Below are 13,735 nucleotides of genomic sequence, written 5' to 3'. Positions count from 1 at the left end.
GAATTGAGAAAAATAATATCGTCACCGTACAACAAGAGAAAATTATTTACACGAAAATGCTTCAAACGGCAAAACGATCTGGCGTATGAATGGGGGAACTGTATGAGAATTAGCAAGTTACTCAGCAGACAAGCGGTAGAGCTAAATGGAAGTGTCTCTGCCAAGTTGGAAGTTATTGATGCGATGATAAGTCTTATGGAGGCATCAGGTAATTTAGCGGATCGAAATGTGTACAAAAAGGATGTGCTCGCTAGAGAGGAACAAGGAACGACGGGCATTGGAGAAGGCATAGCCATTCCTCACGCCAAAAGCCCGGGGGTAAGAAAAGCCGGAATGGCCGCAATGGTTATAAAGAATGGGGCTGATTATGAGTCGCTGGATGGAGAGCCAGTCCACTTGGTCTTTATGATAGCGGTGCCAGCGGATGGTGCACAAGCTCATTTGGAAGCCCTTACAAGATTATCGACCATGTTAATGGACCCGGATTTTAAGGAAGCCTTGTTAAAGGCTAAGTCGGTTGAGCAGTTCATGCGTGTCATCGATGACAAGGAAAATGAGCTGGAGAACAAGAAGAATACTGCGGCTGCAAAGGCTGCAAACGGGACGTACAGAGTATTGGCAGTCACCGCATGTCCGACAGGAATAGCCCATACGTTTATGGCGGCAGAAAGCTTGGAGGTAAAGGGAAAGAAGCTTGGAATTTCAATCAAAGTGGAAACCCAGGGAGCGGATGGAGCCAAAAATATCCTGACGGATGAAGATATTAAAAATGCGGAGTGCATTATCATTGCTGCAGATAAGAACGTGAATTTATCCAGATTTAATGGAAAACCGGTGATTATCACCAAAGTCGCTGACGGGATTCACAAAGCGGAAGAACTAATTTTGCAGGCTGTAAGCGGAAAAGTGGACATTTACCATTCGGATGAAAATGCGCAACCAGAAGGGAACGATGGGGAAAAAGAAGGTGTAGGCCGCAAGATTTATAAAGACTTGATGAATGGCGTATCTCACATGCTGCCTTTCGTTATCGGTGGAGGCATCCTCATAGCGCTGGCGTTTTTGCTGGATGATTACAGCATTAATCCTGCCAACTTTGGCAAGAACACACCGGTTGCTGCCTATTTAAAAACCATCGGAGAACTTTCGTTTGGCATGATGCTTCCCATATTGGCCGGATATATCGCGATGAGTATTGCGGACCGTCCTGGCCTTGCCGTTGGTCTTGTCGCCGGACTGGTAGCGAAAGCAGGCATTACATTCACTAATCCGGCTGGCGGAAGTGTGAATGCGGGGTTTCTCGGAGCATTATTCGCAGGGTTTGCGGCAGGCTATGCTGTCCTCGGACTCAAGAAATTGACTTCAAGGATGCCACAGGCGCTAAACAGTATCCGGCCGATGATTATTTATCCTGTGATTGGTATTTTGCTAGGGTCCGTATTGACGACATTAATTAATCCGTTTATGGGAATGATCAATAATTCGTTGACCGATGCATTAAACAGCATGAACGGAACCAGTAAAATACTGCTTGGCATCATTGTCGCAGGTATGCAATCGGTGGATATGGGCGGACCCATCAACAAAACCTCTTATGTGTTTGCAACCTCACAGCTGGCCGAAGGAAATTTCGAGATTATGGCGGCTGTTATGGCTGGAGGCATGATCCCGCCCCTTGGCATCGCACTCTGTACTTCCATCTTTAGAAACCGCTTTACCAAGAAGGAAAGGGATTCCGGCCTCGTAAACTACCTGTTGGGATTGTCCTTTATTTCTGAGGGAGCCATTCCGTTTGCCGCAAGTGATCCGCTTCGTGTGATTCCAGCCTGTATTGCAGGTTCTGCTACAGCCGGCGGTTTATCCATGTTCTTCGGGTGCACGTTGCGGGCACCGCATGGCGGGATTTTCGTCTTACCGACTATAGGGCATCCCATTTTTTACGCGATTTCAATTCTGGTCGGATCTGTAGTGAGCTGCATTATTTTGGGGCTTCTCAAGAAGCCTATTAAGGAAGCGGACTCGTTGAAGGCGGCTTAATACTAGGGAAGGAGAGAATTTTTGTGAAACAACAATGTGCCAAAAAAGCGGTAGAGCTGATCAAGCAGGACATGATCGTTGGGCTGGGCGGCGGATCTACGGTGGGATTTTTAATTCAAGAGATTGAAACTAGCAATCTGCAGATTCAGGCTGTCACACCATCCATGGATACGGAGGAATTGTGCCGGAAACATCATATCCCTGTGCTTCCGTTGGAAGCGGTCAGTGCAATTGATATTGCATTCGACGGATGTGATGAACTGGACGATCAATTGAACGCATTAAAGAGCTGTGGAGGGATTCACACCAGAGAAAAAATAGTTGCCGCCATGGCGAAAGACTATGTCCTTCTTGCGGATGAAGAGAAAAGGAAGGAACGATTGGCCTTTTCCTATCCGGTTACCGTAGAGGTTGTCCGCTCTGGCAGAGCTTTTGTCAAGACTCGGTTAGAGGCCCTGGGAGCAGTGGTGACGGAGCGCCGGTCCAGCAGTAAAACCGGATTGACGATCACTGATGATGGCAATTACCTCATGGAAGCAAAGTTCGAGAGGGTAGAGGATGTAGAACAATTGGCAACGCAACTGGATTCCATTCCAGGGTTGCTTGAGCATAGCTTATTCAATGGAATAGCCACAAAAGCCCTGATCGCCACTAAAGATGAAATTTATTTGATAGAAAGAAAAAACTAATAGGATAGGAAGGGAAAAACTATGGAAAACAAAAAGTTGAATTGGGGAATATTGGGTACGGGCTGGATTGCCCATGAAATGGGCGAGGCTCTGAATGCCGTCAATGGTGAAATCTACGCGGTGTGCGATGTTACCTTGGAAGCGGCGGAGAAATATGCAAAGGAATTCGGTGTATCCAATGTGTATGGCAGCGCCGACGACATGATTAACGACAGTCATGTAGATATTGTATATATTGCGACTCCGCATAATCTTCACTACCAATTCCTGCGGCAATCGCTGCTGGCCGGGAAGCATGTGTTCTGTGAAAAATCGATTACCGTAAACAGCCGCCAGCTGGAGGAATGTGTAGCAATTGCGCAGGAAAAAGGTCTGGTTATCTGTGATGGGATGACGCTGCTGCATATGCCTCTTTTTAAGAAATTAAAACAGATCGTAGATACCGGCGCCATTGGCGAAGTGAAAATGGTTCAAGTTAACTTCGGAAGCTGCAAGGAGTATGATATTAAGAACAGATTCTTCTCTAAAGAATTGGCGGGCGGGGCGCTTCTTGATATTGGGGTATATGCCACTACCTTTGCCAGATATTTTATGAAGAGCAAACCCAATGTCGTGCTGACTACGGCTAACTATTTCGAGACGGGTGTAGATGAAACCAGTGGAATTCTTTTGAAAAATCCGGATGGTGAAATGGCAGTGATGGCGCTGACGATGCGCGCAAAACAGCCCAAACGCGGTGTTGTTTCCGGTGAAAAAGGTTTTATTGAAATTTATGAATATCCGAGAGCGGCAAAAGCCACGATTACCTATACAGCGGATGGGCATACAGAGATTATAGAAGCAGGGGAGACTGCCAAAGCGCTTCAGTACGAAGTGGAAGATATGCAGGATTACGTGAAGCATTCCGGCGGTAAGGAAAATTTGCAAATTATCCGCGATGTGATGGAAGTATTAACGACTATACGAAATCAGTGGGGATTGGTGTATCCTTTTGAATAAAAAATATTTCTTCTTCGATATTGATGGTACTTTAACCGATCGAGACAATGGGATGGTGGTTCCCTCTGCCAAAGAGGCCGTCCAAAAGTTACAGGCTGCAGGTCATTTCGTATCCATAGCAACCGGCAGAGCCTATTATAAAGCGGATCATTTCCGGGAAGCCAATGGTTTTGCGCATATGGTCTGCAATGGTGGACACGGCATTGTCTATGACGGTGTGCTGAGAGAAAATCGGCCGCTGGTATATGAACATGCAAAAGCCGTATATGACCAGGCGCTTACTTTAGGCTATGGTGTGTATACAGCAATTGATGATTCCAATAAGGTGTATGCAAACAGCTTTTTGTTCCACGAACAGGCCGGTATGCGAAAAGAACCCAGCGTTTATATCATCGACAAAGATTTTGACCCATCTGCCGCTGGAACGATCTATAAAATGTATATTTCAATTCCTCCGGAAGAGGAGGAGAAGCTTACGACCAAGAGCTTGCTTGGACATCTTCGCTTTGAGAAGGAATACCTGATGTTTCAGCCGGATGAGAAGAAGGACGGAATTCTCCGGATGCTGGAGTATGCCGGCGGACAAGTTGAGGATGTTATCGTATTTGGGGACGATTATAATGATCTGATCATGTTCGATGACAGGTTCTACAAGGTGGCAATGGGTAACGGATGCGATGCCTTAAAGGAAAAAGCAGACTATATCGCGCCGAAGAACGTGGAAGACGGAATCTATAAGACATGTGAAGCCCATGGATGGTTTCTCTAATACAATTTTAATATTGAAAAAGGTAAAGTCCCCGTTTGCATATTGGGAAATGGTGTTGTTGCCCAAATTCCCGAGCAGATGGGGACTGTTTTTTACCTAATAAGGCTGATCTAGTCCTCTACCGTATACGTCTTCAGCGTCCGCAGCATCGGGAACAGCCGGTACATCCACAGCACGGCGACAACGAGGGTGCCAAGGCCGCCGATAATCGTCGCAGGGACAGCGCCGACCAGACCGGCCATCGTGCCGGACTCGAATTCGCCAAGCTGGTTCGAGGTGCCGATGAACAATGAATTCACCGCGTTTACCCTTCCCTGCATGTCCTGGGGCGTATTGATCTGGACCAGGGTGGAGCGGATCACGACGCTGACAACATCGGAGGCACCGATCAGAAACAGCGCGAACAGAGACAGAATCAGGCTGCGCGAGACGCCGAACAGAATCGTTGCCAGCGCGAAGACGGCGAGGGAGGCGAACAGTGTTTTGCCGATCGCGTTCTCCAGGGAGACGCGGGTCAGAACGAGCGACACGGCCAGCGCGCCGACGGCCGGCGCAGAACGCAGCAGTCCAAGGCCGAGCGAACCGGTCTTCAGGATATCTTCGGCGAAGATGGGCAGCAGCGCGGTAGCACCGCCGAGCAGCACGGCGAACAGGTCGAGCGAGATTGTGCCGAGAATAATTTTACGATCGAATACAAAACGGAGTCCGCTCAGGAAAGTATTCATTCCCACTGCATCCGGTTTCTTGACATAGCGTATCACTTTGACACCAAAAATCAGCAGCACCGACAGCACCAGTGCAATGAGCGAAGCGACATAGGCGTAAGAGGTGCCGAATGCGACGAGAACCCCGCCGAGTGACGGGCCGACGATCATCGCGGTCTGTCCGGCCGAAGCGGACCAGGCGGCCGCCTGCGGCAGCTGTTCTTTCTCGACTAAATCCGGCACAAGTGCAGCGGAAGCCGGACTCTCGAACGTGCGGCAGGCCCCAAGCACAGCAGCTGCCACTAAAATATGTACCGAACCAATCCATCCCTGCACGCTGCCGAGTACCAGAAGGACGACGACTGCGCTCTCCACCAGTTGGGAGACATACACGATTGTACGGCGGTCGAAGCGGTCCGCGGTCTGCCCCGCTGGCAAAGTAAGCAGTAGCATGGGCAGGAACTGCGCCAGTCCGACAAGGCCAAGCTGGAAAGCGTCATGGGTCAGCGCGTACATTTGCCAGCCGATGGCGACCGATAGCATCTGGAAGGCGGTTGTGGAGAAGATTCGGGCGGTCCACAGCCGCAGAAACGAGCGATTTTTTAATACAGATGGGCTGTTCTCATTCAATTGCAATTATCCTTTCTTCTGTGATCAAATTGCGTTCTGTCGAATTTTGCAACATATTGGAAAAAGAAGAGACGAAGGAGTATTGCGAAATACTACTCCCGGTTTAATGTTCTGTCAAGAATGAAATGATTTTGAAGAATTATGGCACAGATCTATTCGTATTGATTTGGGACAACATAGTGGTATGTGGAGTTACTCCTATATGGGGACGTTTCTGCAACTGCATGCCTAGTGTGTAGGCAGGTGCGAATCCCAAGCTCACATGAAATTCCCGGGGGATTCGCACCCCTTGCGGGATAAGGGTTTTTGGGTTATTTTGATTAAAAAGGGTCCTTGAAACCGGACGGTTTGAAGAGGTTCGCACTATAGCGCTTCCAATTGCTTGTCGGACAAGGTGAGAAGTTGGGCGCTGTCGCACCCTGTGTGGGTACGTGGATTGAAATAAAATCGCTTGCTGCTCCGCCGGAGTATATTGGAGTCGCACCCCGTGTGGGTGCGTGGATTGAAATTGACGCAGTGTAGGACGGACGCCTCGGGTCTTACGGCCCCCCCTGAAGGCGCATGAATACACGCTAAACACAAAAAAGAACCGGCAACTTCGCCGGTTCTTCACTCATTATCCTATATGTATCACCCATTGCACTCCGGAGACCAGTGTGCTATCATTGTAAGGCTATGGGCATGTTTTTCATACCAAAACATAAATTATCCATCTTATCTATAATATAATCATATCACAGGGTGGAGCTGGTTGTCAAATGTGCCTTCCGCATTCCTAACAAACTCGAAGGGGAGCGTGGTCGGGAAGATGATAGAGCAGCAGGATTGGGTGCAGGAACAGAAGCGGCTGGAACAGGTTACAGAGCAGCTGCAATCGAGAATCGGCGAACTGGAGCCGGAGGTTAGCGGATTGCGCGATCAGGCGATGGACTTCCGCAAACGGTTCTGGGAGGAAGTCACCGTCAATGCGAGCACGAATGAGGATTTTGAGGAAACCTTCTACAGCATCAGGCAGCAGGAAGCGCTGCTGTCGGAGCGGGAGCGCAGCCACCGCCAGCGGCAGCGGCAATGGAAGGATCTGAAGCGGCTGCTTCCTTCCCCGTATTTCGGACGGATAGATTTTCAGGAGGACGGACAGTCTGGCGACGAGCAGGTATACATTGGCGTATCATCTTTTGCAGCGCCGGACGGGATGAGCTTCCTGGTCTATGATTGGCGCACCCCCATTGCCAGCATGTATTACGACTACTCGCCGGGACCGGCTGACTATGATACGCCGGGCGGGAAGATCGCAGGAACGATGAAGCTGAAACGGCAGTATCAGATCCGGAACGGACAGCTTCACAATGTGTTCGACACCAGCATCACCATCGGCGACGAGCTGCTCCAGCAGGTGCTTGGCAAGGAAGCCGACTCGCAGATGAGGAGCATCGTGGCGACGATCCAGCAGGAGCAGAACGCCATTATCCGCGACGACAACAGCCGGATGCTGATTGTCCAGGGCGCGGCCGGCAGCGGCAAGACGTCTGCGGCGCTACAGCGGGTCGCCTATCTGCTCTACAAGAACAGGGATCGGCTGCGGGCGGACCAGATCGTGCTGTTCTCGCCTAATCCAATGTTCAACAGCTACGTGTCCACCGTTCTTCCTGAGCTTGGTGAGGAGAACATGCAGCAGACGACCATTCAGGAATACCTGGAATACGGGCTGGGAAAAGATTGGCGTCCCGAAGACCCGTTCGATCAGATTGAATATGTGCTCACGCAGGAGTCGGAGCCGGGCTACGAGGCGCGGCTGAGCGGCATCCGCTATAAGGCGTCGGAGGCATACCAGCAAGCACTGCAAGGCTATGCGCAGTGGCTGGGCGGAGAAGGAATGCGTTTCATCGGGATTACTTTTCGCGGGCGCGACCTGATTAGCTCTAAGGAGATGATTTCGCAATTCTACAGCTATGACGCTTCCATCAGGCTTCCCAACCGCATCATTCTGCTTCAAGAGTGGCTGCTGCGGCGGCTGGAAGTGCTGGAACGCAAGGAGCGCGATGCGCTCTGGGTGCAGGAGGAACTCGACTATCTCGACAAAGACGACTATGACGCCGCCTACAATGAATTATCCAAAAAGTATCGGCGAGATCAGCCGGTCTTTGATTTTACCGCGCCTTACTTGGAAGCCCAGGGCGAATTGCAGGGTGATGGCCGGGGAGAGGAAAATGTCTTCGATTTCGCTGAACAGGAGGAGGAACTGCTGAGCCGAATGGTCGTGAAGGAGCAATTCAAGCCGTTGAAGCGGCAGGTGAAGCGGCTCGGTTTCCTGGATTTGAAGGAGCTGTACGCCCAGTTATTCGGCGGGGAGCAAGACTATCATGTGATGACGGGCGGTGCCGAGGCTCCCGAACATTGGCCGGATATTTGCCGGCAGACCCGGGAGAAGCTGAACCGCGGCGAGCTGTTCCATGAGGATGCGACGCCGTTTCTCTATCTGAAGGAGCTGGTCGAGGGCGTCCGGACGAATACGGAGGTGCGGCATGTATTCATCGATGAGGGGCAGGATTATTCACCGTTCCAGTACGAGTTTCTTCAAAAGCTCTTTCCCCGCGCCCGCATGACCGTTCTCGGGGATTTCGGCCAGGCGATATTCACCCATTCGACGAATCTGCATGAGACGGATTCGCCGCTTATCCGGCTCTGCGGGAAGGATGCGACGAGACTGATCTCTCTGCTCCGAAGCTATCGCTCGACTCGCGAGATCGTGGAGTTCACGCGAGCGATGCTGCCGGATGGCGGGCGGATTGTGCCGTTCGACCGGGGCGGCCCGAAGCCGCTGCTTACGGTGACCGGCGATCCCGGGCAGCGGGCGGCACGGATCGCCGCCGACCTTGCGGCGCTGGAAGCAGACGGATTCGGCTCGATCGCCGTCATCGCGAAGAACGCAGCCGAGAGCCGGGAGGCGTATGACGCTTTGAAGGCTCAGGGCTGCGAATCGCTGCGGCTCGTGACGAAGGAGACGCCCGCTTTTGAGAAGGGAACGGTTGTGGTTCCGGCTTATCTGGCGAAGGGGATCGAGTTCGATGCCGTGCTGATCTATGACGCTTCCAGCGGAGCGTACAGCCGGGAGAGCGAGCGGAAGCTGTTCTATACGGCTTGCACGCGCGCAATGCACCGACTCCTGCTCTACACGGATAGGGAGTGGACGCCATATCTCCAGGGAATGAATGCGGAGCTGTACGAAATGGGATGATCCGCATCACGCCCCTTCGTAGACAATTACCCGTACCAAGTGCTGCGTGCCATCCGTTCGGGGCGGGCATTCCGCCTGCCCTGACAACTTGGCCCTGATCAAATGGGCCATAATGGGCCATGCCAGTCAAGCTCATGCCTCAATGGAGGCTCTCACGCGGTCCTAACAACATGGCCCCGTTCAAATTGGCCATGAATGGGCCATGCCAGCCAAGCTCATGCCTAAATGGAGGCCCTCACGCGGCCTTAACAGCATGGCTCAAATCAGGCGGGCGATGCCCCGGATGTCCTTGGCTGATTCGGCCAGCTGCTCCATGGACGCGGCAATCTGCTCGGTCGCCGCAGCCTGCTGCTCGCTCTGCTCCAGGCAGGCGGCCAGCGTCTCGTCGAGCAGGGCGATATTGCCCTGGATCGTCTTCAGAATCTCCTCGATCTCCTTGGCCGAAGAGGCGCTGGAATCGGCCATTTTGCGCATTTCCGAGGCGACGACGCTGAAGCCGCGTCCATGCTCGCCCGCATGTGCAGCTTCAATCGATGCGTTGATGCTGAGCAGCCTGGAGTTGTCGGCTACACGCTTGATGAAGCCTAGCATCTCATCGGTATGCTTCAAATGGACGACAATCTGCTCTCCCAGCTGCTTGAGGTCTTGAATTTCGGTATTCAGCTGAGTCGCAGAGGCGGCGATGTTATCGGTGGCGGAGCGAACCTCTCCTGAGCCAACCGCCAGATTCTCGGCCGCCTGGGTCAGAATTAGCTGATTCTCCAGGCTGATGCCCAGCGTAATCGCTCCGATGATCCGCTCCTGCTCATCCTTGAGAGGCAATGTATTGGATTTGAACGGAATGCCGTACACCCTGGCATCGACATCGGCGCTGGCGAACTGCCCGCTGTCCATCGCCTTCCGAAGACCGCTGGTATCCGGAACCGCGTCTCCTTCTTGAAGGCGGATGTCCAAAGTGCGTCCCGATAAATAATGCAGAAATTTCTCTGTATCCGTCAGTGCGAACATCACATCCATTGGAAAAAGCTGCTGAATCAAAGGCAAACTTTGCTCCAGCGCCTCTTTTAACCCGGAAAGCTGCTGTGATGATAGTGTATCCAATGAAACCATCTCCCGACTCGTTATGTAGTGCAACAATCGCAGGGAATCCTAAACGGTTGTCCTTTCTATTATTTATCGGTTGGTCCATTCAATTCCAATAATGACCAGGCCCGGATGATCGATACAGCTTCTCATAAAAAAATACCCGGATGCGCCGTTCCCGTAAGAACGGCGGCATCCGGGTATTTGTCCTGCTTTCAATTCTTCAAGTGGTCTTCCAGCGCTTCAGGGAAGGGAACACCTGGCGCATGATGGCCCGCGCCCCGTCCCCGTCCATTCCAGGGTTGGCCGAGACCATATGCGGAACGCATTCCTCGATCATCTGTTCCTGGGTGATGTCGGCCTTGAATGCCCCATCCTCATAGCAATACTTGCAGTAATCCGGATTCTGGCTTCCGTCCGTGTTCGTCCCATACAATTCGGAGGACTCCATCGGCATGGCACAGCTTTGACATAAAGCGGCTGTCATCTCGATTCTCCCTTTCGCTTCAAATGGTTAACTGCTTGTACAGCGTATCACACCTAACCTGACAACAGCGCTTCATGTTTTAATCCGGTTTGTAGGTTTGAACGATCAGCTCCGCCCTACGGGCAATTCCGTTCCGGACGGAGGGCGGCTCCAGCACCTCCACGGCGGTTCCGAAGGACAGAATATAATCATAGAGCCATTGATCCTCCGGCCATGCTACCGCGACCAGGAAGGAGCCATCTTCGGTCTGAACGAAGTCCTGCTCATCGAACTCATCATGGATGCGGAAAGCGGCGTGGGGCGAGAATTTGAGCCTGACCACCGCAGGAACGCCGGTGACTTCGCGGGAAGGCTCAATTTCGGGCGGATGATAAGATCCAGCGTCGAAAGTATCGTCCAGCAGCACGGGCAGGGTCATGCGGTTGACCTTGAAGATGCGGTAATCGCATTTGGACAGGCAATAGGCAAGCAAATACCAGGAATGCGACTTGAATACAAGCCTCAGCGGGTACACACGCCGTTCGCGGGATTCGCCGCTTGAATTGAAGTAGGTGAAGGCGAGCGCGCGTCTTTGGATGACGCCGTTCTTCAGCGTCTCGAACTTCTCCCGATCGGTCTTCGAATTGCCCCAGCGTGATAAATCCACCTCAATCCAATCCGTATCCCTCTTCTCAAAAAAGCTGCGCAGCTTGCCGAGCGTATGCTGTGGATCAACATGCCGCGTGGCGGACAGGCTCTGAAGAGCGAAGAGAATGTCGTTCTGCTCCTCTTCGGAGATGACGGCTTTGTTCAGAATAAATGTATCCAGGATGAAAATGCCTCCGCCCTTCCCCTGGGCGGTATATACCGGAATGCCCGCCGCGGCCAGCGTATCGATATCGCGCAAAATGGTGCGGACGGATACCTCGAAATGCTCGGCCAGCGCTTTGGCCGTTGTGTTTTTATGCTCCTGCAGGAGATATACAATTTCAAACAATCTGCCGATTTGCATGCGACCACCTCATAGCCTCAGTATAACCTAGCATATAAAAATATCGCATCCCCCTTAGCGCGGAAGGGGAAATGCGATATTTTTAGGATAAAAAAGATTCTCTCAGTCAGACCGCGCCGAACCTCGGATTATACGAGATTGATGTTCAAAAAGTTAGGGATGATAATCAGCTTTCCTTTTCCTCTGTGCTTGTCGTCTGCCGGAACGAAGATGCCCACAGTCTGTATATTGGCGAGTTCCACTGCAAAATCGGTATGCGGCTCAACATCAAATGTAAGAGACGGCGCGTTGAATCGGGTAATTACCAGCTGCAGCAGTGCTTTGCCTTCGTTCTTGAGCAGTACCAATGTGTTAATACCAGGAGGGATTTCTTCGATAAAGTAGCCTTGTCCAACGCCGGCGCCTTGCTCTACACGCAGTTCCACATGTTTCATCTTTTTGGCTCCCTTCCAAATTTCTGATACATCATATGCATTTCTATGAAGTTGTTTCTAGTTGATCAACTATTATTGAAATACAGATTTAAGAAAAGATGAGTTGAACCCAGTAGTATAAAAGGAATAAGGTTACAATGGTTGTTAGAGGGACAACGAGCAGGGTGACACGCAGATAATCTTTCCATTTCACCGGAATCTTCTGCTGTCTGAGGATATGCATCCACAGAAGAGAGGCGAGAGTTCCAATCGGAAACAGCAGGGACCCGATATCGCTGCCAACAATGTTGGCCAGATAGATAGTCTTCAGTGTGACGGGATCGAGGTTCAGCTCGGTCAAGGTAATGGTTCCGATCATCAAAGCGGGATGGTTATTAAACACATTGGACAGAATGGAGACGAGTCCGCCCATGATCAGGCTTGCCTGCAGCAATCCCTGAGCTACGATGGGGGCGCAGAATTTCACCAGTACCGCAGTCAGTCCGGCATTGTGAAGGCCATAAATGATAACGTACATCGAGAAGGCGAAGATCAGAATATGCCACGGAATTTTCGTTACAATATCGGAAGGGCTTGTGCCCAAACGGTACCATCTCCACAGCAGCAGAACGATTGAACCCGATACAGCAACCCATTCAACCGGAATGGCGAAGAAAGAGGCAACAAAGAGAAGACAGCGCAGCGTGAAGACAAAACCCAGTACTTTTAGCATAAAAAAGGTTCGTTTCTTCTTGCTGTCAGCAGAATTAACACTTTTCTTCGATTGACGGTCGGCAGCGAAATCAGTCTCTTCCAGATCATATTCTGCTGGCGGCAGTGTTTGGGGCAGCTTTTTTTTCATGACAAGAAACATGAGGGATGACATAAACAGAAGACCCGCAGTTGCAGGAACAAACATCATGGCTGTATGCATGTAGAGGCTCATATGAACGATTTTCAAAGCGATCAAATTGACGATATTGCTGACTCCGATAGGTGCGCTGGAAGCTGTTGCAATCAATGCCCCGCTTAATAGATAAGGGATCATTTGATGTGTTTTTAGGCGCAGATTTTTCAGCAACAGGATGAGAATCGGGGTTGTAATCAGGATGCTGCCGTCATTGTTGAATAGCAGAGTCATGAAGAAACAGAGAATTTGAATATTCCAATATAATCGATAGCCGGAGCCTTTGGACAGCAGGGCCAGTCTTACAGCCGCCCAATTGAAGAAACCGAAGCTTTCCAGAATGACCGCCATGACAATCGTCGCCATGATGGTAACGGAAGCCCCTCCAATTTTCTGAACGATGTTCGCAACGTCATGGCGGGATACGATTCCGGTTAGTAGAATAATTCCGGCCCCGACGGACGCCGGCCAGGCTTCGCTGATCCCTCCGGGTCTCCAGAAAATAACCAGCATAGCCATAATAAATACAAAACCGGTGATTACAATGTCCAATGTCATGGTTCCCCCTCCTTCATGACGGTTATATAAGGGCAGTGCTAGATTTCCTTGCGCTATATTTATATTCATTTGAAAATACTAGGAACTGGCCCTTTGTCCATATCTCTGAATATGTACTCTCAACTCTAGTAATCCTGAATTTCGAAAAGAGATCGGCCAGCGTTAATCGGTCATTTGAAGCCGTTCACCATATCGAAATATTTTTGGAGGGTTTTGAAGAATTCTGATTGTTT

The 13,735-nt window shown here is 51.0% G+C and carries 11 protein-coding genes; 5 read left to right on the top strand and 6 right to left on the bottom strand.

Annotation, left to right across the window (positions count from 1 at the left end):
• The first annotated feature begins 102 nt into the window (after positions 1-102).
• Genes KIH86_RS23580 through KIH86_RS23565 form a run of 4 tightly spaced genes read left to right on the top strand, consistent with a single transcriptional unit; the run spans position 103 to position 4,494 of the window.
• On the top strand, positions 103-2,037 hold the full coding sequence (locus KIH86_RS23580) for a PTS fructose transporter subunit IIABC (protein WP_223085841.1): 1,935 nt from the start codon (positions 103-105) through the stop codon (positions 2,035-2,037).
• 23 nt (positions 2,038-2,060) lie between these two features.
• Positions 2,061-2,726, top strand: coding sequence for a ribose 5-phosphate isomerase A (gene rpiA, locus KIH86_RS23575; protein WP_223085840.1), 666 nt, complete (start codon positions 2,061-2,063; stop codon positions 2,724-2,726).
• 21 nt (positions 2,727-2,747) lie between these two features.
• Positions 2,748-3,725: a Gfo/Idh/MocA family protein gene (locus KIH86_RS23570; protein WP_223085839.1), complete on the top strand. Its 978-nt coding sequence runs from the start codon at positions 2,748-2,750 to the stop codon at positions 3,723-3,725.
• Positions 3,718-4,494, top strand: coding sequence for an HAD hydrolase family protein (locus KIH86_RS23565; protein ID WP_223085838.1), 777 nt, complete (start codon positions 3,718-3,720; stop codon positions 4,492-4,494). Before KIH86_RS23570 ends, KIH86_RS23565 begins: the two co-directional genes overlap by 8 nt.
• Before the next feature lie 110 nt (positions 4,495-4,604).
• Here KIH86_RS23565 and KIH86_RS23560 read toward each other — a convergent pair whose 3' ends face one another.
• Positions 4,605-5,828 (bottom strand): MFS transporter, encoded by a 1,224-nt coding sequence (locus tag KIH86_RS23560; RefSeq protein ID WP_223085837.1) that lies wholly within the window; start codon positions 5,826-5,828, stop codon positions 4,605-4,607.
• Between the two features lie 808 nt (positions 5,829-6,636).
• Between KIH86_RS23560 and helD the strand changes: the two genes are divergently transcribed.
• On the top strand, positions 6,637-9,063 hold the full coding sequence (helD, locus tag KIH86_RS23555) for an RNA polymerase recycling motor HelD (protein ID WP_223085836.1): 2,427 nt from the start codon (positions 6,637-6,639) through the stop codon (positions 9,061-9,063).
• A gap of 258 nt (positions 9,064-9,321) precedes the next feature.
• Here the strand turns inward: helD and KIH86_RS23550 are convergent, their stop codons facing one another.
• The 5 genes from KIH86_RS23550 to KIH86_RS23530 all read right to left on the bottom strand — a co-directional run bounded on the left by KIH86_RS23550 (position 9,322) and on the right by KIH86_RS23530 (position 13,502).
• Entirely contained in the window at positions 9,322-10,173 is an 852-nt protein-coding gene (locus KIH86_RS23550; protein WP_223085835.1) for a methyl-accepting chemotaxis protein, read from the bottom strand.
• Positions 10,174-10,369: 196 nt separating this feature from the next.
• Positions 10,370-10,633 carry a zinc ribbon domain-containing protein gene (locus KIH86_RS23545; protein WP_223085834.1) on the bottom strand — a complete coding sequence of 88 codons (264 nt, stop codon included), beginning with the start codon at positions 10,631-10,633 and terminating at the stop codon, positions 10,370-10,372.
• A gap of 79 nt (positions 10,634-10,712) precedes the next feature.
• Positions 10,713-11,624, bottom strand: a complete 912-nt coding sequence (locus tag KIH86_RS23540) for a helix-turn-helix transcriptional regulator (protein ID WP_223085833.1) — start codon at positions 11,622-11,624, stop codon at positions 10,713-10,715.
• A gap of 128 nt (positions 11,625-11,752) precedes the next feature.
• Positions 11,753-12,058 carry a hypothetical protein gene (locus tag KIH86_RS23535; protein WP_223085832.1) on the bottom strand — a complete coding sequence of 102 codons (306 nt, stop codon included), beginning with the start codon at positions 12,056-12,058 and terminating at the stop codon, positions 11,753-11,755.
• A gap of 88 nt (positions 12,059-12,146) precedes the next feature.
• The gene (locus KIH86_RS23530) at positions 12,147-13,502 is read right to left on the bottom strand and encodes an arsenic transporter (RefSeq protein ID WP_223085831.1); all 1,356 of its coding nucleotides are present in this window, start codon (positions 13,500-13,502) and stop codon (positions 12,147-12,149) included.
• Positions 13,503-13,735 lie beyond the last annotated feature (233 nt).

Origin of the sequence: Paenibacillus sinensis (genome assembly GCF_019904155.1) — a bacterium.
Taxonomy (GTDB): domain Bacteria; phylum Bacillota; class Bacilli; order Paenibacillales; family Paenibacillaceae; genus Paenibacillus_AQ; species Paenibacillus_AQ sinensis.
This window is presented reverse-complemented; position numbering and strand designations above follow the sequence as displayed.

Bases quoted from the DNA above. Each gene is read 5' to 3' on its own strand.
- helD (WP_223085836.1), top strand. From the start codon at position 6,637: ATGATAGAGCAGCAGGATTGGGTGCAGGAACAGAAGCGGCTGGAACAG.
- KIH86_RS23580 (WP_223085841.1), top strand. From the start codon at position 103: ATGAGAATTAGCAAGTTACTCAGCAGACAAGCGGTAGAGCTAAATGGA.
- KIH86_RS23540 (WP_223085833.1), bottom strand. From the start codon at position 11,624: ATGCAAATCGGCAGATTGTTTGAAATTGTATATCTCCTGCAGGAGCAT.
- KIH86_RS23530 (WP_223085831.1), bottom strand. From the start codon at position 13,502: ATGACATTGGACATTGTAATCACCGGTTTTGTATTTATTATGGCTATG.
- KIH86_RS23535 (WP_223085832.1), bottom strand. From the start codon at position 12,058: ATGAAACATGTGGAACTGCGTGTAGAGCAAGGCGCCGGCGTTGGACAA.
- KIH86_RS23550 (WP_223085835.1), bottom strand. From the start codon at position 10,173: ATGGTTTCATTGGATACACTATCATCACAGCAGCTTTCCGGGTTAAAA.
- KIH86_RS23570 (WP_223085839.1), top strand. From the start codon at position 2,748: ATGGAAAACAAAAAGTTGAATTGGGGAATATTGGGTACGGGCTGGATT.
- KIH86_RS23545 (WP_223085834.1), bottom strand. From the start codon at position 10,633: ATGACAGCCGCTTTATGTCAAAGCTGTGCCATGCCGATGGAGTCCTCC.